This is a genomic window from Novosphingobium sp. FW305-C-30-35 (assembly GCF_058783135.1).
This window is the reverse complement of the sequence record NZ_JBYSYJ010000001.1, coordinates 2635775-2656257: the sequence shown is the minus strand read 5'-3', so window position 1 is coordinate 2656257 and position 20483 is coordinate 2635775. Positions and strand designations below refer to the sequence as shown.

Annotated in this window: 19 protein-coding genes; 13 read left to right on the top strand and 6 right to left on the bottom strand. The window is 62.6% G+C overall.

Features of this window, described 5'->3' with window-relative positions:
- The first annotated feature begins 7 nt into the window (after nt 1-7).
- A complete protein-coding gene (locus tag AC3WLM_RS13180) occupies nt 8-1933 on the top strand; it encodes a methyl-accepting chemotaxis protein (protein ID WP_492477581.1) in 1926 nt (641 codons plus the stop codon).
- A gap of 269 nt (nt 1934-2202) precedes the next feature.
- Here AC3WLM_RS13180 and AC3WLM_RS13175 read toward each other — a convergent pair whose 3' ends face one another.
- Nucleotides 2203-3255, bottom strand: coding sequence for an IS110 family RNA-guided transposase (locus AC3WLM_RS13175; protein ID WP_039338337.1), 1053 nt, complete (start codon nt 3253-3255; stop codon nt 2203-2205).
- 71 nt (nt 3256-3326) lie between these two features.
- Between AC3WLM_RS13175 and AC3WLM_RS13170 the strand changes: the two genes are divergently transcribed.
- From AC3WLM_RS13170 to AC3WLM_RS13160, 3 genes are read left to right on the top strand one after another with little or no spacing between them, the layout of a single operon-like run.
- Nucleotides 3327-4193: a CheR family methyltransferase gene (locus AC3WLM_RS13170; RefSeq protein WP_156451922.1), complete on the top strand. Its 867-nt coding sequence runs from the start codon at nt 3327-3329 to the stop codon at nt 4191-4193.
- Entirely contained in the window at nt 4190-5275 is a 1086-nt protein-coding gene (locus AC3WLM_RS13165; protein WP_062343153.1) for a protein-glutamate methylesterase/protein-glutamine glutaminase, read from the top strand. Before AC3WLM_RS13170 ends, AC3WLM_RS13165 begins: the two co-directional genes overlap by 4 nt.
- 3 nt (nt 5276-5278) lie before the next feature.
- Nucleotides 5279-6988, top strand: coding sequence for a hypothetical protein (locus AC3WLM_RS13160; protein ID WP_492477580.1), 1710 nt, complete (start codon nt 5279-5281; stop codon nt 6986-6988).
- A gap of 23 nt (nt 6989-7011) precedes the next feature.
- Here the strand turns inward: AC3WLM_RS13160 and AC3WLM_RS13155 are convergent, their stop codons facing one another.
- Complete coding sequence (locus tag AC3WLM_RS13155; protein WP_039336565.1) at nt 7012-7194, bottom strand: YegP family protein; 183 nt, start codon at nt 7192-7194, stop codon at nt 7012-7014.
- A gap of 349 nt (nt 7195-7543) precedes the next feature.
- On the opposite strand from AC3WLM_RS13155, the gene AC3WLM_RS13150 reads away from it, so the two are divergent.
- Together AC3WLM_RS13150 and AC3WLM_RS13145 are read left to right on the top strand one after the other, a co-directional pair.
- Nucleotides 7544-8494, top strand: coding sequence for a sugar phosphate isomerase/epimerase family protein (locus AC3WLM_RS13150; protein ID WP_492477579.1), 951 nt, complete (start codon nt 7544-7546; stop codon nt 8492-8494).
- A gap of 18 nt (nt 8495-8512) precedes the next feature.
- The gene (locus AC3WLM_RS13145; protein ID WP_062343144.1) at nt 8513-9436 is read left to right on the top strand and encodes a sugar phosphate isomerase/epimerase family protein; all 924 of its coding nucleotides are present in this window, start codon (nt 8513-8515) and stop codon (nt 9434-9436) included.
- On the opposite strand, the gene AC3WLM_RS13140 is transcribed toward AC3WLM_RS13145, so the two are convergent.
- Together AC3WLM_RS13140 and AC3WLM_RS13135 are read right to left on the bottom strand one after the other, a co-directional pair.
- On the bottom strand, nt 9427-10506 hold the full coding sequence (locus AC3WLM_RS13140; RefSeq protein ID WP_492478125.1) for an NAD(P)/FAD-dependent oxidoreductase: 1080 nt from the start codon (nt 10504-10506) through the stop codon (nt 9427-9429). The two genes, AC3WLM_RS13145 and AC3WLM_RS13140, sit on opposite strands and share 10 nt — an antisense overlap.
- 32 nt (nt 10507-10538) lie before the next feature.
- Nucleotides 10539-11528 carry an alpha/beta hydrolase gene (locus AC3WLM_RS13135; RefSeq protein WP_492477578.1) on the bottom strand — a complete coding sequence of 330 codons (990 nt, stop codon included), beginning with the start codon at nt 11526-11528 and terminating at the stop codon, nt 10539-10541.
- Between the two features lie 70 nt (nt 11529-11598).
- On the opposite strand from AC3WLM_RS13135, the gene AC3WLM_RS13130 reads away from it, so the two are divergent.
- From AC3WLM_RS13130 to AC3WLM_RS13100, 7 genes are all read left to right on the top strand, one after another.
- Nucleotides 11599-12099, top strand: a complete 501-nt coding sequence (locus tag AC3WLM_RS13130; RefSeq protein WP_193828333.1) for an A24 family peptidase — start codon at nt 11599-11601, stop codon at nt 12097-12099.
- A 72-nt stretch (nt 12100-12171) separates the two neighbouring features.
- Nucleotides 12172-13203, top strand: a complete 1032-nt coding sequence (gene cpaB, locus AC3WLM_RS13125; RefSeq protein ID WP_492477577.1) for a Flp pilus assembly protein CpaB — start codon at nt 12172-12174, stop codon at nt 13201-13203.
- Nucleotides 13203-14861: a type II and III secretion system protein family protein gene (locus AC3WLM_RS13120; protein WP_407668289.1), complete on the top strand. Its 1659-nt coding sequence runs from the start codon at nt 13203-13205 to the stop codon at nt 14859-14861. The genes cpaB and AC3WLM_RS13120 overlap by 1 nt, the downstream gene beginning before the upstream one ends.
- A 14-nt stretch (nt 14862-14875) precedes the next feature.
- The gene (locus AC3WLM_RS13115) at nt 14876-15547 is read left to right on the top strand and encodes a CpaD family pilus assembly protein (RefSeq protein ID WP_039336662.1); all 672 of its coding nucleotides are present in this window, start codon (nt 14876-14878) and stop codon (nt 15545-15547) included.
- A 1-nt stretch (nt 15548) separates the two neighbouring features.
- Nucleotides 15549-16814: a P-loop NTPase family protein gene (locus tag AC3WLM_RS13110; protein WP_039336555.1), complete on the top strand. Its 1266-nt coding sequence runs from the start codon at nt 15549-15551 to the stop codon at nt 16812-16814.
- A 39-nt stretch (nt 16815-16853) separates the two neighbouring features.
- Nucleotides 16854-17828, top strand: coding sequence for a type II secretion system F family protein (locus AC3WLM_RS13105; RefSeq protein ID WP_492477576.1), 975 nt, complete (start codon nt 16854-16856; stop codon nt 17826-17828).
- 16 nt (nt 17829-17844) lie between these two features.
- Nucleotides 17845-18855, top strand: a complete 1011-nt coding sequence (locus AC3WLM_RS13100) for a type II secretion system F family protein (protein ID WP_039336550.1) — start codon at nt 17845-17847, stop codon at nt 18853-18855.
- 74 nt (nt 18856-18929) lie between these two features.
- Here AC3WLM_RS13100 and AC3WLM_RS13095 read toward each other — a convergent pair whose 3' ends face one another.
- Nucleotides 18930-19937 carry a fumarylacetoacetate hydrolase family protein gene (locus tag AC3WLM_RS13095; RefSeq protein WP_039336548.1) on the bottom strand — a complete coding sequence of 336 codons (1008 nt, stop codon included), beginning with the start codon at nt 19935-19937 and terminating at the stop codon, nt 18930-18932.
- On the bottom strand, nt 19934-20392 hold the full coding sequence (locus tag AC3WLM_RS13090) for a MarR family winged helix-turn-helix transcriptional regulator (protein ID WP_492477575.1): 459 nt from the start codon (nt 20390-20392) through the stop codon (nt 19934-19936). The genes AC3WLM_RS13095 and AC3WLM_RS13090 overlap by 4 nt, the downstream gene beginning before the upstream one ends.
- Nucleotides 20393-20483: the final 91 nt, after the last annotated feature.

Sequence of the window (20483 nt, the reverse complement as noted above, 5' to 3'; positions counted from 1 at the left end):
AACAACCATGGCCATCAATCCATTCACGGCAGCTTCTTCTGCCCAGGTTCATCAGGAGATTGCCCGCGTTCAGGATGCCATATCGAACGGCGATCTGGGCGCTCGCCTACACGCTTCAGGCTGCAATGCCCGCACCAGCGCTTTGATCGACGCGATCAATGGCCTTCTCGACCAGTCGCAAGCTCCGGTCCGCGAGCTTGGCAGCGCGATAAAGCACATGACTGCCGAGCATGAACGGGGCGATATCGACGTGGTCATCGTCTCGGACAATCTTCCACTGGAAATCGCGGAGATGGCCGCTGACATCAACCATCTCGTCAACGCGCACATTGCGGTGAAGAAGCTGGCGATGGGGGTCATCCACGAGTTCAGCCTCGGCAATTTCGATGCCAGGCTGGATCCGCTACCGGGCAAGAATGCCTTCATCAACGACACCATCGAGACGTTGCGTCGCAGTCTGACCGGATTGATTGCCGAGATGAACCACATGGCGAGCGAGCATGAGCGCGGCGATATCGACGTTGTCATCGACCATGCCAGGTTTCCCGGGGATTTCGGTGTCGTGGCACGCGGCATCAACGACATGGTCGCCAGCCACATTGCCGTGAAAAAGAAGGCCATGGCATGCATCAAGGCCTTCGGCGAAGGTGATTTCAACGCCCCGATGGAACAGTTGCCGGGCAAGAAGGCCTTCATCAACGACACCATCGAGAACCTGCGCCAGAACCTGCGCGCGATAACCTCGGAGATCCAGATGCTGATCGGCGCTGCCACGGCCGGTCGCCTCGGCGAGCGTGGCGACGATCGTCGCTTCGTGGGGGATTTTGCCAGCCTGATCAGTGGCATCAACGGTATGCTCGATGCGACGATCCTGCCGATCGAAGAAGGCAATCGCGTGCTGAGCAAGCTCAGCGCCGGCGATCTTGGTGAGCGGGTCGAGATCGATTGCCAGGGCGATCACCAGAAGATGCGGGATTCGATCAATGTGCTGGTCGACAACCTGCGTGCGTTTGCCAGCAACGTGAGCCTTGCCGCCAACGAGGTGGCCGAAGGCAGTTCACAGATGGCAACCAGTTCGCAGCAGCTGTCGCAAGGGGCGACCGAACAGGCCGCGTCGGCAGAAGAGGCTTCGGCCTCGATGGAGCAGATGGCCGCGAACATCAAACAGAACGCCGACAATGCGGCGCAAACCGAGAAGATTGCCCGCCAGTCCTCAAAGGATGCAGAGCTTTCGGGAACGGCAGTCGACAAGGCCGTCATCGCCATGCGCACGATCGCGGACAAGATCGGCATTGTTCAGGAGATCGCGCGCCAGACCGACCTCCTGGCCCTGAATGCCGCGGTCGAAGCCGCGCGCGCAGGAGAGCATGGCAAGGGCTTTGCCGTTGTTGCGTCGGAAGTGCGCAAGCTGGCCGAGCGCAGCCAAAGTGCTGCCGCCGAAATCGTTTCGGTGTCGGCCGAGACGGTGAAGGCGGCGAGCGAAGCCGGCGAAATGCTCAGCAAGCTGGTGCCGGACATCCGCCGCACGGCAGAACTCGTGTCGGAAATCAGCGCCGCATGCCGCGAACAGGACATCGGAGCTTCGCAGATCAACGAGGCGATCCAGCAGCTCGACAAGGTGACCCAGCAGAACGCCAGCGCTTCGGAACAGATCTCCTCGACGTCGGACTCTCTTGCGGCGCGGGCCGAGGAACTGCAGCAGACAACCGCGTTCTTCCAGCTGGAAGAGCAGCGCACGTTTGCACAAGCGGCTCCGCGCACACAGCGCAACGCCAAGCCGAAGCCGAAGTCGGCGCCTCAGGTTCCCACCAAGGCTCGGCCCGCCAAGCCGAACTCGGTCGCCCATCAGAAGGAGCGGCTCAACGGCTTCGCACTCGACCTGACCAGTGGTGGGGCAGACCATGAGGACAGCGACTTCGGCCGGGCGGCCTGATTGAAGACCGCCCGTAGAATCCTCAAGAAATGTATGACCCGCCCTGTCCATGCAAGGGTCGATCGGTGGTGACGGTGCCAGTCTGCACAAATGTATCCGGCCTCTCGCGAGTGGACCGCTGTTGCGGCCAGGCCTTGATGAGATCCGCGCGTATCGTTCTCGGATAAATGCTTCGGGCTGGTAGCCCGTTTTTTTGACGGAGCTTACGATACGCAGGTCAACTGTTTCGTCATCACGCTCACGAACCTCGCAGTCTGTAGCGGTCCAGATCAGCCGAAGGCTGGATCCCTCCGCTCGTAACTGGCACCGGGCTTCGTCAGCACGACCCACAAGATGCGGGCGATCTTGGCTGCCAAGGCGACGGTGACCTTGTTCTTATGCATTCGGCGTTCCAGCCCATCAAGCCATGGCCCCAGGCGGTCCCGGCTTCGGTCGAGATGCGTCACGCAGGATCTAGCTCCGTGGATGATCATGCGCCGGAGGTACTTGTTGCCACGTTTGCTGATGCCGAGCAGCCTCGTTTTGCCCCCAGTAGAGTACTCCCGTGGCACGAGCCCAAGCCATGCCGCCAGATCGCGAGCTTTGCGGAACTGACGCCCCGTGCCGGCCGATGCAAGCAAGGCGGTGGCCCCCAGTGGGCCGACACCGGGTACAGTCATTAAGCGACGGGCCGTATCGCTGCGCGCTGCGATAGCTTCGATCTCGCGGTTCATGGCGGCGATGCGCTGTTCGAGATCGCCGAGTTCCCCGAATACCTCAGTCAGCATTCGGCGCATGGCGGGCGTGAGCTCATTGTCCATATCCCCGAGCACCCGTGGCATGTCGGCTTTGAACTTGCCGGCACCTTGGTGGATTGCGATGCCGTATTCCAGGCAAAAGGCGCGCATCTGACTGATCAGTCGCGTGCGATGAGCGATCATCCTGTCCCGGACGCGGTGCAGAGCCTGCAGGTCAATCTGTTCCGGCGACCGGATCTCCACGAAGCGCATCGTCGGCCTGGTTACCGCTTCTGCGATGGCTTCGGCGTCGATGATATCGTTCTTGTTCGACTTCACGAACGGCTTCACGAACTGTGCCGGCACGATCCGCACAATGTGACCCATCGCTTGAAGTTTGCGCGCAAGCCACTGCGAACCGGGACACGCTTCCATCCCCACCAACACCGGCGACGCACGCTCAAAGAACTGCAGCAACGTCTCCCGTCTGAAGGTGGCTTTCTGGATCGGTGCGTGAGAAGCATCGAGGCCGACGACGTGAAAGACCGTCTTGCCGATGTCGATGCCGAACACGGCTGCATCTCTTGGCTTGTTCCGTATGCTCATTGCATCCTCCTTCTTGATCGCTCGACTGTGGATGGAAGGACAGGGCGGGTCATCCCATTAATGGTGCGCACTTGAACGATCTCAGCCCCCTCTCCTTTGGTCTGGCAGCCGATAGCGATCGCATTTCCGCAAGGCAGTTCAAGGCGCTTGCCGAACTGATCCAGCTTGAAACCGGCATCAACATCAAGTCCAGCAAGCAGACCATGCTGGAGGGCCGCCTGCGGCGACGCGCCAAGGCGCTCGGTATCGATACGCTGGGCGGGTATTGCGACATGGTGATCGGCGGGCAAGTCGATCCTGACGAACTCGAGCACCTGATCAACGCGGTCACCACCAACAAGACCGATTTCTTTCGCGAGCCCGGGCACTTTGATTACCTCACGGGCACGGTCCTGCCGCTATATGCGGAAGAAGGCTGTCGCCAGATCCGCTGCTGGAGCGCGGCATGTTCGACGGGCGCCGAACCGTATACGATCGCCATGCTGCTGGACGACTTCACATCGAAGAACCGCGGCATCGACTATCGGCTGATCGCCACAGACATCGATACCGAGGTTCTGGCAACGGCGATGAAGGGGATCTACCCTCGCGAACAGGTTGAGCCCGTCCCCGCTCCACTGCGTCGACGCTACATTCTCGAATCCAAGGACCCGCAACGGCAAGAGATCCGCATTGCTCCCGAAATTCGGCGTCGCGTGGCGTTCGGCAGGCTCAACCTGATCGATGACTCCTATGCACTCGATCAGCCGGTACATCTCATCTTCTGCCGCAACGTCCTCATCTATTTCGACAAGCAAACGCAGGAGCAGGTCGTGCAACGTCTGTGCGAGCAGCTTTTGCCCGGGGGCTATCTTTTCCTCGGCCACTCGGAGTCGATCACCGGCTTCAAGCATGACCTCACTCAGGTTGCCGGCACGGTATTTCGGAGGTCATCATGAACAAGCGCCCCGCACGTACCCGCGTTCTGGTGGTCGACGACAGTGCAAGCGTGCGCCAGACCATGAAGGCGATCCTCGAGGAAGACCCCGAACTGGAAGTCATCGGCACTGCCGCCGATCCATTTGCGGCAGCCCGCATCATCCAGACCGAAGTGCCGGACGTGATAACCCTGGATGTCGAAATGCCAAGGATGGACGGCATCACTTTCCTGCGCAAGCTGATGAGCCAGTGCCCGGTGCCCGTGGTCATGTGCTCGTCCTTGACAGAGCAGGGTTCGGAAACGCTGCTCCAGGCTCTCGAGGCCGGGGCCGTCGATGTGATCCTGAAACCGCGGCTTGGCGTGGCCGACCACCTCAGTGAAGCCCGCGCAACCATTTGCGAGGTCGTGAAGGGCGCTGCCCGGGCCCGCGTTACGGCGCGCAAGCCCGTGCCGCCGCGCATGAGGCCGGAGCAGAAGCTGACAGCAGATGCCGTGCTGCCACCGCCCAGCGGCCGCGCGATGAGCCGCACCACCGAAATGGTGGTCTGCATCGGCGCGTCGACAGGCGGGACCGAAGCCCTGCGCGAGGTCCTCGAAGCTCTGCCCGCGAACTCACCGGGCATCGTCGTGGTCCAGCACATGCCTGAGCGCTTTACGCGCGCGTTCGCCAGCCGTCTCGACTCCCTGTGCGAAGTTTCAGTGAAAGAGGCCGAGCAGGGCGACACTGTCATGCGCGGGCATGTGCTCATCGCGCCCGGTGGCAAGCATACCCTGCTGGAGCGACAGGGCGCGCGCTATCTCGTCTCGGTCCGCGATGGACCGCTCGTTTCCCGGCACAAGCCGTCCGTCGACGTGCTGTTCCGATCAGCCGCGCGGTGCGCCGGTTCGAATGCGGTGGGCGTGATCATGACCGGCATGGGCGATGACGGAGCGCGCGGACTGCTCGAGATGAAGGAGGCGGGTGCACGCACTTTCGCACAGGACGAGGCAAGCTCGGTCGTGTTCGGAATGCCGAAGGAAGCAATCGCGCGCGGTGCGGCTGACCGGGTGCTGGGACTCGATAGCATTGCCGGGGAAATCCTCCGGGCCACGGCGCGCTGAGCGATGGCGGCTCTCAAACTTGTCGTCCCCACTCCCGCCAAGGACATCGGTCACGCAGCGCTGATCGAGGATCTGGTCTCGCTGCTCAAGCGTCTGGACGAAAGCTTCGACATGGCCAGCACGCACCTGTGCCAGTCGGTTACGCGCATCCAGACGATTACCTCGGCCCTGACCGAAGTGACCGGCATGTTCGATGGCGGCGTCGGCGTCGAAGCGGTCAATGGATTGCGGATGGCCGCCGAATCCCTGCGCAACGTGCGCAGTCTGGTTCAGGGCAGGTCTCACGAGATCGCGACCATGCACGAGGCCGCCCGGTCTTTGCGGACCAGCGCTGGCGAGGTCATGCGTTGCCTGCAGGTCCTCGACATTTACGGCATGAACGTGAAGATCACCGCATCGGGCCATCCGCAGTTCATGGAATTTGCAGATGCCATGCGGGGCAAGCTTGATCAGGGTGACCGGGAACTGCGCGGCCTCGACCATATGCTCGAAGGGCTTCTCGAAAGTCTTCGCGAGATGGGCGAGAACGACAGGCTGCTCGATCGCGAATGTGCGAAGGTCTTCCCGCAGGTACCCAATGCGCTGATGCGCGAAGCGGGCAACCTGCAGCAGCACCAAATGCGTCTTGGCAACCTGGCCAAGACCATTGCCGGCCTGGCTCTGGCGATTCAGACCGAGCTCCACGCCGCCATCCAGGCAATGCAGATCGGCGACAGCGTGCGCCAGCGGCTGGAACACGTGCTGGCGAGCCTGCGCATGCTTGAAACGCGACGCCAGGACGGCAGCATGGCCGGGTCTGCTGGCGCACCGTTGCTTCGCGTTCTCGCTGCATTGTTCGAAGCGGCAGTCTCCGACTATGCGCGCGACAGGGCCGAACTCGCGGCTTCTCTTTCGCGACTGCAAAGCCAGTGCAGAAATCTCCAGGGTCTTGACGACGATCAGGCCAGCGAGGGCGACAGTGACATGCTGGAGCGCATCGAGGCAAGTGTTGCCGAGGCGCACCTGATGCTGCGCCAGCTGGACCGCGCGAACAGCGAGGGCATGGCGACACTCGACCTGATCCTGCAGACGGTCGATGAAGTTACGGAACGGGCAGAAGCCATCACCCGGCTCCGGCTGGATGTGCAGCACATGGCGATCAATATCGGTCTGAGCTGCCGCACTGCGCAATCCATCGGACGACCGGTGATGGTCATCGCCAACGAGATCAGGACATACTCCGAGCGCCTTGATGCAATCGCCGATGCCATCCAGCGAACGCAAACGAACCTGTCGGCGCCCTGCCACCGCCTGCAGAGCCAGTCGCACGAGAACGGTGGTGCATCGGGGGAACTCCTCGCCCGCTTCCTCACCACGATTGGCGATTGCAACGAAAGAGGCCGACAGGCGATGGCCGTGGTTGAAGCCGAGTCAGACCAGTTGGGATCAAGCCTGGCACTGGCAATCGATGCACTGGAGGAAGCAGGGATGCTGGAAGCGCCCATGCGAAACCTGTCGTCCGTCCTGCAAGGCGCCGGTTCGGATTGCCAGCCGGTCGACGGTGACAAGGCGGTTCTATTGCAGACTATGCTCGACGATCTGGCGCGAAGCTACACGATGGCAGACGAGCGCCTCATCCACAACCAGGCGCTTGTCCCTGGCCTGAATGGGATCGCCATCGCGCCGGATGTGACGTTGGCCCCTGATGACGACGAGGACGATGGCCTGTTCTGAAACCGGCCAATCATCCCCAGCTCTCAATCGGTGGTCGTATCCACCACTGCCGCCTCGGGACCGTTCTTGAGGATCGATTCAATGGCATTCCGGGCGCCGGCCTTGCTAGCGTAGCCTTCGGTCCAGAAGATGGTTTCGCTGTTGTGGCAGAAGTAGGCGACAAACTCGCCTGCCTTGTTTCTGCGGATCTCGAAACGGTGCGCCATAATGACTCTCCCTGTCGTTAGCCCAGGTCCGCAGATATCACGGAAAAGGCGCAGCACAGCAGGCAAAATACGCACGCGGGGTTGATTTTTGCCTGCAAATGGCGGATGTCCGCCAGCACAAAGTAGCGGGCGTCTGACCCGCCAGGCAAACGAGCGCCAGTGCGCGTCGGGGCCGTGGAATGGGAATGGATCCTGTGTCTGCGGCGGTAAACTCATCACCTGCCAATAGCCATGCCGCCAGCGCATCTGCAGGCGTGGTTCACTGCGCCTGCGCGGCACGCGACCATGCCCCCAACATGCACGAACGCAATTGCCCCTTTGCCGGGGCAGGAACGCCAGAAGGTTGACCATGAACCCCAAAGATACCGCGATAAGCCTCGACCTTATCAATCGCCACTACCAGGAGCCGAACCGCAACCGGTTCGAAAGCAAGTATTTCTGGGAGGAGCTTTACCCCCTGATCGCCACGGCAGGGTTTTCTGCCATCGAAATTCCCTATGAGCCGGTTTGGCAGTTCGGCGGGCGCAGCGGCGTGCCGATGAACCGCTATTGCATCAACACCAAGTACAGCAGCGCGGCGCAGTACCGCGAAGTGCTGGCCGCAAGCGGAATCACGCGCGTCACAGGCGTGACCTTCGATCCCAACCTGTTCATGCGCAACGACAACATCCACTTCTACTTCGGCGCATCCGGCCATTTCGCCGGCGAGGCCCTCGCCCATGCGGCCGATCTTGGCGCGGACTATTTCGCCATAAGCCCCTCGCCCTATTACGGGCGCATCAGGCAGTATCACCCCGATATCGACGCCCAGATCGCCATGTTCACCGATCGCACGGTCGAACTGCTGACCGGCCTTGCCACCAAGGCCGAGGAACTGGGCGTAAAGCTGGTGCTGCGCAATGAATATTGGAGCCTGTTCGGCGGTGAACGGGTGCTCGCGCTGCTTGCGCGCTTGCCCGAAAGCGTCGGCCTTGACGCTGACACCGCCAGCCTCACCGTCGGCGGGATCGACCCGGTGCAGTTCATCACCACCAACATCGCCCGCATCGGCTGTGTCCACCTGACCGACACCAGCTTCGTTGACAGCAACGACACCTGGAAGACGCCGAACCCCGAACACCCGCAGCCCCAGGCCACGCAGGTCTTCCGCGATCCCGGCACCGGCTCGGTCGATTTCGCCGCGATTGCCAGCACGCTCGACAAGCTGGGCTATTCAGGCCCCGTGACCTGCAGCGCCCGCCAGACGCGTGATCCGTTCCGCGCCCTGCTGCGCACGCGCGCCATGCTCAACCAGCTTTGATTTCCGGAGTTATCCGAAATGCCCAATATCCAATACGCCAACATGAGCCACTGGAAGTCGATCCCTTTCAAGCAGATCGATAACTTCCGCGACTTCTACTACGAGGACAAGACCAACAGCGCCTACTATTCCGACTGGGACAACATCCTGAAATATCAGTCGGCGCTGGGCTTCAACGGCATCGAGATCGCGCCGTGGGACATGGCAGACATCCTGCCGCTGTTCGGCTCGCCCGAAAACTTCACCGCATTTGCCAAGGAGCGCGGCGTCGAGGTTATCGGCATGTTCCATGGTGCCCACGCCTCGCACGATGTCGGCCACTTTGATGAAGCCGTGCAGTCAGGCCGCGAAGCGGTGGACACCATCGTGCGCTTCGGCGGCACCTACATGAACACCTGCCCGACCCAGAACTACTTCGGCTGCGGCCCCCTCACCCGCGAGGAAGTGCAGCAGTGTGCCAAGGTGATGAACGAGATCGGCCGCTATGCCACCGACAAGGGCGTCAAGATCGGCCTGCACAACGAGTTCTTCTGCGCGATCAACCTGCCAAACCATCGCGAACTGATCGAATCCACCGATCCCGCGCTGGTCCACTACTGCATCGACACCGCCCAGATCTCGATCATGGGCGAGGATCTGGTGACCTTCTACAACGACTATCACGACCGCATCAGCACGTTCCACCTCAAGGACACCGCCTCGTCCAACCAGCCCGACAGCCTGCGCTATTCACAGGACCCGGAAATCACAGACGACGGCACGCGCTGGTTCTGGGAACCGGGGATGGGCACGCTCGATCTCAAGGGACTTTACCACGCGCTCAAGCAACACGGGTTCAAGGGCTGGATGTCGATCGAGTACGACGGCTCGCCCGACCTCCTCGCCTCGATGGCGATGACCCGCTACTACCTCGATAACGAACTGCGCCCGATCTACGATTGATCAGGCAGGAATCGCGCCGGCGCATATGCGTCGGCGCCGATTTCCACGGTCAGCTCGTCGCGGGGCAAGCCGAGCAGTAGCTGAGCGCCCAGCCGCGCCGCGGCAGGTGCCGTCTGTATGCCGAAGCCGCCTTGCCCGGCGAACCAGAACAAGCCCTCCACAACCGGATCGAAGCCGTAGACCGGCAGGCGATCCGGCGAGAAGGATCGAAGGCCTGCCCAGCGGCGCTCGAGGGCGGCAATGTTCCAGTCCACCACGTGCTGAAAGCGGTCGATGGCAATGGCAACGTCCAGTTCCTCGGGCGCGGCATCGCCAGCGACATCGGGGATCTCATCGTGCGGTGAAAGCCACAGACGCCCGGCCTGAGGCTTGAAATAGAAGTCCTCGTTGATGCCCAGCGTCAGCGGCAGGGAATCTGCCGGGGCAGGATCGGTGCGCAACTGGACAATCGTGCGGCGCAACGGCTGGATGCCAAGCGGGCAGGCACCGGCAAGGCTGGCAAGCGAGTCCGCCCATGCCCCGGCAGCATTGGCGATGATAGGAGCGCGTGCCTCGCCCCCGGCCCAGGCCAGCCGCCACTGTCCGCCTTCCCGCTCCAGCCACTCGACGCGGGCCCGCACGCGCATGACTGTGCCGGTCCGCTTCGACGTTGCAAGGTAGTGCTGGTGCAAGCCGGCAACGTCGATGTCAGCGCAGCCGGGCTCCCACGCGCCGACAACCCATTCGGGCTTCAGGCCGGGCACGCGGGATTCGAGCGCCGACCGGTCCTGCAGATGCAGGGTGGCACCCAGGGCAGCGAACTTCTCGATGAAGGCCTCAACCTTGTCGCGGTCCGACGCCTGCCCGATGTTCAGCGCGCCACGCCGGGACAGGAACCCGCCTTCCCGCAAGTAACGGCCCGAAGCCATCGTCAGCGGGAAGACACCGGGTCCGCCATAGGTTTCTTCCCAGAACGCGGCAGAGCGTCCGGTGGTGTGGTAGCCGGGGGTGTCCTCGGCCTCGACCAGCAGCACGCGGGCGTGGGGCGCGCATTCGGCGGCGAGACTGGCACCTGCCATGCCCGCGCCCATGATGGCGACATCAAAGTCTCCGGCAAAGCTGGTCACGCGATGGGGGCCTCCGCGACGGGCGCCATGCGGTCTAGGAAATCGTCAATCGCAGCCATGACCTTGTCTCTCACCGGGTCAGCCTCTCGCAGCAATTCGTGACGGGCTTCCCGTCCCCAGGTCATCAGTTGCGCACGTGGCAGGCGGCGGGCGGCACGCTCGATCGCCTTCCAGCTGACCAGACCATCGTGACGCGCGGCAAGCAGAAGCACCGGCACGTCGACCGCTTCCAGAATCCCGGGAGCATCCAGCACCAGCATCGAGGCATAGGCACGCTCGACCCACCGCCAGGAGCCGGGGCCCATTCCGAGAAAGGAGCGCTGCAGCTTCCATTGCGCCTCGTCCTCGTACCGTTCGGCATCATGCGTCAGCAGTGTGTTCCGGGCTGCGGCGGTTGTCCCGGGCTTCTCGCTGATCTTCCAGGCGGGGCGGGCAGGATCGCCGAATCGGCACATCGCCTCGGCCACCTTGTGCAACGCCCGATTCGGTCCCGGCGTCAGAAAGCCCAGCATCGGAGCACTCAGAACCACGGCAACAGGGTTAATGTGCCCTTCCGCAAGAGCACGTAGCACGAGGTGACCACCCATCGAATGGCCGATCACGACATGGGGGCCAGGCGTCTGGACGACCCATTGCGACCAGAATGCGGAGAGGTCCTCGATCCAGATCGAGAAATCTTCGACGTGCCCGATTGCAGGATGGGCAGAGAGCCGTCCTGAACCTGCCTGCCCGCGCCAGTCGAGCGCGGTTACCTGCCACCCTTCCTCATGCCAGTAATCGAGAGATTCCAGATACTTCTCGTAGAAATCTCCACGCCCCGGCAAGAACAGGATCGAACCGCGCGGACCGTACTGGGCCTGAGGAGCGCCATGACCGGGCCAGTCGATCCGGCGGATGACATGGCCGTCTGATGCGGTCCAGAACCCTTCGTTCGCATCCGCCGGAATCGCCCTGCGATCGATCCGACTGCTGGTACCGAACTCCATGCCTGAAACGCCTCCAATGGCGCAGTTGCGCGCCAAGGTTTGGTTACCGTTTGGTAAGTGATTGTCCCGTATGCCCCAGGACATGCAGGGGAACATCTTCGTTTACGGACTGGTCGGGGCATTGGCAATCGCGCTGCTGGTTGCCGCCTTCACCGATATCCGCCGCCGCCAGATCGACAACTGGCTGAACGCTGCCATCGCACTGGCCGCTCCGGCCTACTGGTGGGCGTCAGGGCTGTCACTGTGGCCGGGCGTGGCGATGCAGGTGGGCGTGGCGTTCGTCGCCTTTGTCGTCCTGGCGGGACTTTTTGCCCTCAAGCTGATGGGCGGCGGAGATGTAAAGCTGCTGGCGGCACTGGCACTTTGGTTGCCGCCGTTGAGCTTCGTCAAGCTGCTAGTGATCATGTCGCTGCTGGGCGGCGCGCTGACCATCGTGGTCGCCGCGTGGCACTATACCGTGACGCGCCGGCGCGATGCAAAGATTCCTTACGGCGTAGCAATCGCAAGCGCCGGACTGATCGTCCTGGCCCCGATGCTCGAGGCCGGTTGGCGCTCCGTTACAGGTGCATGAACATCATATCACAATTTTTAACCATTTTGCCCGAGACATGCGGGCCTGAGTTAAGAGGGCGGGACAAGTAGCATGGACAAGAGGAAGCTGATGTTGCTGGTGGGGGCGCTGATCGTTGCGATCGGCACGGCCTTCGCAGCAAGGAGCCTTTTCGCTGGCGCGTCCACGCCTCAGGCAGAAGCTGCGGCAAAGATGCCGATGGGCCCGAAGGTGCTGGTAGCCCAGCGCGCCCTGCCCGTCGGCACCATCATTACCGCCGACGCCCTCAACTTCCAGGCATGGCCCAAGGACATGGTCCAGGACGCCTACTTCGTCGAGGGCGAAGCTGACATGCAGAAGCTGCTGGGCACCGTGGTGCGCAACCCGATGACTGCAGGCGAGCCGGTCACCAAGGGCAACCTCGTTGCGCCCGGCGACCGTGGCTTCCTCGCAGCTGCTCTCGGGCCAGGCATGCGCGCCGTCACCATCCCTGTCTCGGCCCGCACCGGCGTAGCCGGCTTCGTCTTCCCGGGCGACCATATCGACCTGGTGCTGACCCAGACCGTCAAGGGCAGCGGCGACAGCGGCATGGCACTGAAGGCATCGGAAACGATCCTCAAGAACCTGCGCGTGCTCGCAACGGACCAGTCAACCGAGCAGGAAATGGTCGAGGGCAAGACCCGCGTGCGCACCTTCAGCACCGTCACGCTCGAAGTCACGCCCAAGATCGCGGAGAAGATTGCCGTGGCCCAGACGATCGGCACGATCAGCCTCTCGCTGCGCTCTCTGGCGGACAACTCGGCCGAGCTTGAGCAGGCGATTGCGTCGGGCGACGTCAAGATCCCGGCCGGCGCTACCAAGCAGCAGGAAGAGGCGCTGATCAAGCAGGCCATGGCTCGCCCTATCGAAAACAGCAAGGCCAGCTTCGTGACCGGCGGCGATGTATCGCGCTTCCAGCGCACGACCGTGCCAGTGGCAACTGCTCCGGCAGGCGGCGGATATTCCGCTCCCGCCGCGAGCCCGGCCCCGCAGATGGCAGCAAACGGCCGACCGGTGCCTACCGGCCCCGTGGTCCGCGTGACCCGCGGCAAGGACACCGAAGATGTCTCGATAGGAGCGAAGTGATGAGCTGCGCTCTCCACACCAAGATCATGCGACAGATCCCGACCTCGAAGGGCAGCACCATGAACCGCCGTTTTTCCTCCAAGCTCCTCACGGCCGCGCTGATCGCTGCCCCGCTGGCGATGATGCCCGCATCCGGCATGCTCCACGCACAAAGCCTGACGAGCCCCGCCCGCACCGTCACGATTTCGATCGGTCGCGGAGAGCTGGTCACCGTCCCCGGTCGCATGGCCGACGTGTTCGTCGCCGACGACAAGGTGGCAGACGTCCAGGTCAAGTCGACCAACCAGTTCTACGTGTTCGGCAAGTCGGGCGGCGAGACAACCGTATACGCCAGCAACGCCAAGGGTGACGTCGTCTGGTCGGCCAACATTCGCGTCGGCAACAACATCGACTCGATCGATCAGATGCTGCACCTCGCCATGCCCGAGGCTCGCGTCAACGTCGCAACGATGAACAACACGGTCCTGCTGACCGGCACGGTCGGCGCGCCCGAGGACGCGGCCGAGGCAGAGCGCCTCGTGCGCGCTTTTGTCGGCGACAAGACCAACGTGATCAGCCGCCTGAAGATGGCAACGCCATTGCAGGTCAGCCTCCACGTGAAATTCGCCGAAGTCAGCCGCACGCTGGTGCGCGACCTGGGCGTGAACCTGACCAGCATCGATGGCACGGGCGGCTTCAAGTTCGGCATCGGACAGGGTCGTTCCGCAGCATCGACCTACACCACCGACCGTAACCTGCCGTTTGGTGTCGGAACTTCGTCGACCACTGGATTTACCTTCGATCCGACCAAGGTAACTGAGTCCAATCCGCTTGGCCTGGTGGAAAAGGCCGGCAGTTCGGTCACGGCCACCACTACCGGCACCACCATTGCCGGCATGGGCAAGCTTCTCGGCCTCGATCTGCTCGGGGCGCTCGATGCCGGCGAGACGCTGGGCCTTGTCACTACCCTGTCCGAGCCAAACCTGACCGCGCTTTCCGGCGAGACTGCCGACTTCCTGGCGGGTGGCGAATACCCGATCCCTGTTTCGCAGGGCCTTGGCACCACCTCGATCGAGTACAAGCGCTACGGCGTCAGCCTCGCCTATACGCCAACGGTCCTGGCCAACGGCCGCATCTCGATCCGCGTTCGTCCTGAAGTCTCCGAGCTTTCGAGCACGGGCGCACTGAAGCTCGACAGCGTCGAAATCCCGGCCCTGACCGTGCGCCGGGCCGAGACGACGATCGAACTCGGTTCGGGTCAGTCCTTCATGATCGCAGGCCTGCTGCAGAATGGCGCGCAGAACGCGCTGACCAAGATGCCTGGCGTGGGTGACGTGCCGATCCTTGGCTCGCTGTTCCGCTCGACCCGCTATCGCAAGGGCGAGACGGAACTGGTCATCGTGGTCACGCCGTATCTGGTGAACCCGGTAAACGCCAACGACATCAAGCTGCCGACCGACGGCTTCCAGAGCCCGAACGACATCCAGCGCCTGCTTGGCAACATGGAGAACGACGGGGTCACCGGTGGCGACCGGCCAAAGCCGACCGAAAAGGAAGGCACGGTTCAGACCGGTCCCAAGGTCGGCGCTCTCGACAAGCCCGCGAAGGCACCGCAGCCAGCCGACCGCCGCAGCGACAAGAAGGTCGCCAGCGCCGAACCCGGCTTCAGCATCCAGTGAACGAGGGACAGCTCATGCGCACCAATCATACCCGCCGCGCTTCCGCAGCGCTGCTGCTTTCACTGGCAACGGCCCTCTCGGCCTGTTCGGTCAACGCCCCCGAGAACCGCATGCTCAACTCGGTGCATCAGCCGATTGTCGAGCGCGACCGTTACGTCTTCGATGTCGAGACCCTGCCGGGCGGTGGCATTTCGATCCCGGAACAGCGGCGGCTCGCCGGGTGGTTCGAAAGCCTTGGCCTCAAGTATGGTGACAAGATCGCGATAGACGATCCCTTGCAGTCGAAGGCCACGATCGCGTCGGTCGATACGGTCGCCGGTCGCTGGGGCATGTTCGTCGAAGGCCCCGCCCCGGTTACCCCCGGTTATGTTCCGGCTGGCGGTGCGCGCATCGTCGTGACCCGCGCCACTGCCTCGGTACCTGGCTGCCCCGACTGGACGGCCAAGTCCGACTTCTCGATGAGCAACCGGACGACGTCGAACTTCGGCTGCGCCATCAACAGCAATCTCGCCGCGATGGTCGCCGACAAGGAACACCTCGTGAAGGGCGCCAACAGCACCGGGGAAACGGTGGTGATGAGCGGAACCAAGGCCATCGACAGCTTCCGCGCCGCCAAGCCAACCGGCGAAGATGGCCTGAAGAACAATTCGACGTCCAATGCCTCTGGCGGCAGTGGAGGAAACTGACATGAGCTGGAAGAATGCCAATCGCGACGCCTTCGCCGCCTTCATGTGCGACGAGACCGCGCTCGACGTCCTTCGCCCGGTCGTCGTCGACATGGGCTGGGCGCCGGAGAAGTGCCACCGTGGTGGCCTGCGCAACGCGATCCAGTCGCTTTCGATCACGGCCAGCCCGAACATCCTCATGGTCGACCTGTCGGAAAGCGGCGACCCGCTGAACGACATCAACGCTCTTGCCGAAGTTTGCGAGCCCGGCACCGTGGTCATCGCCGTGGGGCAGGTCAACGACGTACGCCTGTATCGCGACCTGATTGCCTCGGGCATTCAGGATTACCTGCTCAAGCCGCTCAATGCGGGGCAGATCCGCGATGCACTCGTCCAGGCGCAGACCATCTTTACCGCGCCCAAGAGCCATGATCCGAGTGCGGCGAAGCGCCACATCTCGACCGCCATCGTCGGCACGCGTGGCGGCGTCGGGGCGTCGACGCTGGCGACATCGCTCGCCTGGCTGTTTAGCACCGATCACAAGCTGCCCACTGCATTGCTGGATCTCGACGTCCATTTCGGCACCGGCGCACTGACACTCGATCTGGAGCCCGGTCGCGGCCTGACCGACGCGATCGACAATCCAAGCCGCATCGACGGCTTGTTCATCGAACGCGCAATGATCCGGGCAAACGACAATCTGGCCATTCTGTCGGCCGAAGCGCCGATCAGTTCGCCGCTCATGACCGATGGCAGCGCATTCGTGCAACTGGAGGAGGAATTCCGCCAGGCGTTCGAGATGACTGTGATCGACATGCCGCGCAACATGCTGATCAACTTCCCGCACCTGCTGGGTGACGTGAACGTGGTGATCGTTGCGACCGAACTGACGCTGGCCGGCGCGCGCGATGCCATTCGCCTGCTTTCGTGGCTCAAGACCAATGCTGCCCACGCCCGTCCGATCGTGGTTGCCAACAAGGTGCAAGCCGGCGCCAACGAGATCAGCAAGGCTGATTTCGAAGCCTCGATCGAGCGCAAGATCAACTTCATGTTGCCCTACGACATCAAGGGGGCATCCAACGCGGCCAAGCTCGGACAGTCGTTCGTTGCAGCCAATCGCTCCTCGAAGGTCGGAGCCACGATCCGGGACATCGCCTTCGCGATCATCGGAACCGGTGAGGAAGATGCAGCGGCGGACACCACAGCCAGTGCGCGCAAGCCCTCGCTGCTCGGCAAGTTCGATCTCAAGAAGATGCTAAACAAGCCCAAGGCCGGTGTGCCCGCCTGACGGCCTGCATTCGCTTGAGGTGACGGGAAGAGACCTGCAATGGGGAATACGATCCAGCTGATCCTGATGGCCGGCGGCATGATGGCGGCGATGGTGCTTGGCTATGCCGCGCTGTCCGGCCCGTCCGCGTCCAAGGAGAGCGGCCGCCGTCTCCAGTCGGTACGCTTTCGGCACTCGGACAGCGCGGTTGACAAGGTCGAAGCGCAATACCGCAAGACCGTGGCAGCCCGCAAACCGCGTGCAGGAAAGATCGCCGGCTCGGGATCGCGGATGGAAGCGCTCGAACTGCGCCTCCACCGCACCGGCAAGGGCTGGACGCTGTCCCAGTACCTCTATGTCAGCGGCGGTCTTGCCCTGGCGGTCTTGCTTCTGGTGTTCCTCAAGACCGGAGCGCCCTTGCTGTCGCTGGTCGCTGGCCTGTTTGTCGGCATCGGCTTGCCGCACTTCATCGTCGGCCGGGCCATCGGCAAGCGCGTCGAAAACTTCACCACGCGCCTGCCCGATGCTCTCGATCTGCTGGTACGCGGGCTTCGATCCGGTCTTCCGGTGACGGAGACCCTGGGCGTGGTCGCGAGCGAACTCCCCGGCCCTGTGGGTGAAGAGTTCAAGCTGGTGACCGATCGCATCAAGGTCGGCCGCACCATGGAAGAGGCACTGCAGGATACCGCCGATCGCCTCAACATGCCCGAGTTCAACTTCTTCTGCATCACGCTTGCCATCCAGCGCGAGACCGGCGGCAACCTGGCCGAGACGCTTTCGAACCTTTCGAACGTGCTGCGCAAACGCGCGCAGATGAAGCTCAAGGTCAAGGCGATGAGTTCGGAATCGAAAGCATCAGCCTATATCGTCGGCTCGCTGCCCTTCATCGTGTTTGCGCTGATCTATACGATCAACCCGGCCTATCTCAGCAAGTTCTTCGTGGACGAACGTCTGATCATCGCCGGCCTGGGCGGGCTCACATGGCTCGGCATCGGTTCGTTCATCATGGCCAAGATGGTCAACTTCGAAATCTGAGCGGGAGGGACCGGCCATGATCAACAACCCCGCAGGACCAACGCTGCTCGGCTTCGACGTTTACCTTGTCGGTTCAATCCTGATCGGGATTGCCGCAGCGGCCGTGATGCTTGCAGTCTACGCCGCCGTCACCGTGCGCGACCCCATGGCCAAGCGCGTGAAGGTCCTGAACGAACGGCGCGAACAGCTCAAGGCCGGCATCGTCACGGCGAATGCCCGCAAGCGCCAAAGCATCGTCCGCCGCAACCAGACCACCGACCAGATCCGCGGCTTCCTCGAATCGCTCAAGGTCCTGCAGGACAGCCAGCTGGCGGTGATCCAGCAGAAGCTGGCGCAGGCCGGCATCCGCAAGAAGGAATGGGCCGTCGCGGTCATCCTCGGACGCCTGGTCGGCCCGATCACTCTGGGGCTTCTGGGCGCGGTGCTCTTCTACTGGACCAACACGTTTGGGGATTGGGGTCCCATGAAGCGGATGGGCGCCTTCATGTTCATGCTCATCGCAGGGTACAAGGGGCCCGACGTCTTCATCCAGAACATGGTTTCCAAGCGGACCCACGCGATCCGCAAGGGCCTGCCCGATGCGCTCGACCTGCTGGTCATCTGCGCCGAAGCCGGCCTCACGGTCGATGCGGCCTTCAGCCGCGTCGCACGCGAACTGGGCCGCGCCTACCCGGAACTCGGGGACGAATTCTCGCTGACCGCCATCGAGCTGTCGTTCCTGACCGATCGTCGTCAGGCGTTCGAAAACCTCGCCTATCGTGTCGATCTGGAATCCGTCAAAGGCGTGGTGACCACGATGATCCAGACCGAGCGCTATGGTACGCCCCTCGCCTCGGCGCTGCGTGTCCTCTCTGCCGAATTCCGCAACGAGCGCATGATGCGTGCCGAGGAAAAGGCTGCACGCCTGCCCGCGATCATGACCATCCCGCTGATCCTGTTCATCCTGCCGGTGCTGTTCGTCGTGATCCTCGGCCCTGCTGCCTGCTCGATCAGCGACACGCTGATCAACAAGAAGCCCGGTAGCTGATCGGACCAGCCAAGGCATGAAAAAAGCCCCGCCGGACCTGCCGGCGGGGCTTTTCATTTTGCGGCAGAACGCGATCAGGCGCGGGTAACAGTCTGATCGATTGCCCCGAAGATGCTCTTGCCCTTAGCATCGCGCACTTCGATGCGCACCGTATCGCCCCACTTCAGGAACGGAGTCGAAGGCTGGCCCGAGGTAATCGTTTCAACCATGCGCTGTTCGGCAATGCAGGCGTACCCCTTGCCGCCTTGCGACACCGGACGCCCGGGCGAACCATCAGGATCGCGATTGGACACCGTACCGGAGCCGATGATAGTCCCCGCCCCCAGACCGCGGGTCCTGGCAAGATGCGCGATCAACACTCCAAAATCGAAGGTGCATTCCTCGCCCGCCTCGACCCGACCGAAAGGCTGGCCGTTGACGTCGACCGAGAGCGTCCGCATCAGCTTGCCACCGCTCCATGCCTCGCCAAGGCTGGCCGGCGTCACGAACACCGGTGAAAAGTGGCTGGCAGGCTTCGACTGGACAAAGCCGAACCCTTTGGCAAGTTCGCCCGGAATGAGATTGCGCAGCGAAACGTCGTTCACCAGGCCGACGAGACGAATGTGCTTGAGTGCTTCGTCAGGCGCAACGCCTTGGGGAACGTCACCGGTCACGACGACGATCTCGGCCTCAAAGTCGCAACCCCATGCCTCGTCCCTCAGGGCAAGCGGTTCGCGCCCTCCGCGCAAATCGTCGCTACCCCCTTGGTACATCAGAGGATCGGTCCAGAAGCTTTCCGGCAGTTCCGCCCCGCGAGCCTTGCGGACGAGTTCAACGTGATTGACGTAGGCGCTGCCATCGGCCCACTGGTAGGCACGTGGGAGCGGGGCGCAGGCTTCACGTTCGTGGAACCGCTTGCGCGGAATTGCTTCATGGGCAAGCTCGATCGAAAGCGCCTCGACCAAGGGGAAGTAGCGGTCCCAGTCATCCAGCAAGGCCTGCATGGTCGGCACGATGTGATCGGCGTCGGCATACCAGGCAAGGTCGTTCGACACGACGATCAGCCGACCGTCGCGTCCCTGCGGTAATGATGCGAGCTTCACTTCTCTTCGCCTTCGAGCGTCCGGGCAGCCTTGAGCAGTTTCTCAAGAATGGCGCGCAGCTTTTCCTGTTCACGCGGGGTTATTGCCGAGAATATCTTCTGGTACATCTCGAACGCCTGCGGCCAGATCCTGCCGTGCAGTTCGCATCCCGATGTCGTCAGTTCCAGATGATGAGAGCGACCGTCCTGCTCGTTCGGGCTGCGCTGGACCAGGCCACGCTCCTCAAGCACCTTGCAAGCACGATTGACAGCCACCTTGTCCATCAATGTGGCTCGAACAAGATCGCGTTGGGTCAAAGGCCCAGCGTCACCCAGCACGGCCATGATCCGCCATTCGGGAATCTTCAGGCCGAATTCGCTGCGATACTCGCCCGCTATGAGGCCGCTCACCGCATTCGAGGTGATGGCCATCCGGTAGGGCATGAAGTCGGTGAGGCGCGTTTGTGTTCCGGGCATGATTTCGTATCACATGAAACCAGCCTGATGCGCAAGAGCGAAATATTATGCCACCAAGCGGTGGCATGCGCGATAGATCAATGCGCACGTA

Bases quoted from the DNA above. Each gene is read 5' to 3' on its own strand.
- cpaB (WP_492477577.1), top strand. From the start codon at position 12,172: ATGGACAAGAGGAAGCTGATGTTGCTGGTGGGGGCGCTGATCGTTGCG.
- AC3WLM_RS13110 (WP_039336555.1), top strand. From the start codon at position 15,549: ATGAGCTGGAAGAATGCCAATCGCGACGCCTTCGCCGCCTTCATGTGC.
- AC3WLM_RS13155 (WP_039336565.1), bottom strand. From the start codon at position 7,194: ATGGCGCACCGTTTCGAGATCCGCAGAAACAAGGCAGGCGAGTTTGTC.
- AC3WLM_RS13145 (WP_062343144.1), top strand. From the start codon at position 8,513: ATGCCCAATATCCAATACGCCAACATGAGCCACTGGAAGTCGATCCCT.
- AC3WLM_RS13115 (WP_039336662.1), top strand. From the start codon at position 14,876: ATGCGCACCAATCATACCCGCCGCGCTTCCGCAGCGCTGCTGCTTTCA.
- AC3WLM_RS13165 (WP_062343153.1), top strand. From the start codon at position 4,190: ATGAACAAGCGCCCCGCACGTACCCGCGTTCTGGTGGTCGACGACAGT.
- AC3WLM_RS13140 (WP_492478125.1), bottom strand. From the start codon at position 10,506: ATGGGCGCGGGCATGGCAGGTGCCAGTCTCGCCGCCGAATGCGCGCCC.
- AC3WLM_RS13130 (WP_193828333.1), top strand. From the start codon at position 11,599: ATGCCCCAGGACATGCAGGGGAACATCTTCGTTTACGGACTGGTCGGG.
- AC3WLM_RS13100 (WP_039336550.1), top strand. From the start codon at position 17,845: ATGATCAACAACCCCGCAGGACCAACGCTGCTCGGCTTCGACGTTTAC.
- AC3WLM_RS13175 (WP_039338337.1), bottom strand. From the start codon at position 3,255: ATGAGCATACGGAACAAGCCAAGAGATGCAGCCGTGTTCGGCATCGAC.
- AC3WLM_RS13180 (WP_492477581.1), top strand. From the start codon at position 8: ATGGCCATCAATCCATTCACGGCAGCTTCTTCTGCCCAGGTTCATCAG.
- AC3WLM_RS13090 (WP_492477575.1), bottom strand. From the start codon at position 20,392: ATGCCCGGAACACAAACGCGCCTCACCGACTTCATGCCCTACCGGATG.
- AC3WLM_RS13160 (WP_492477580.1), top strand. From the start codon at position 5,279: ATGGCGGCTCTCAAACTTGTCGTCCCCACTCCCGCCAAGGACATCGGT.
- AC3WLM_RS13150 (WP_492477579.1), top strand. From the start codon at position 7,544: ATGAACCCCAAAGATACCGCGATAAGCCTCGACCTTATCAATCGCCAC.
- AC3WLM_RS13105 (WP_492477576.1), top strand. From the start codon at position 16,854: ATGGGGAATACGATCCAGCTGATCCTGATGGCCGGCGGCATGATGGCG.
- AC3WLM_RS13135 (WP_492477578.1), bottom strand. From the start codon at position 11,528: ATGGAGTTCGGTACCAGCAGTCGGATCGATCGCAGGGCGATTCCGGCG.
- AC3WLM_RS13120 (WP_407668289.1), top strand. From the start codon at position 13,203: ATGAGCTGCGCTCTCCACACCAAGATCATGCGACAGATCCCGACCTCG.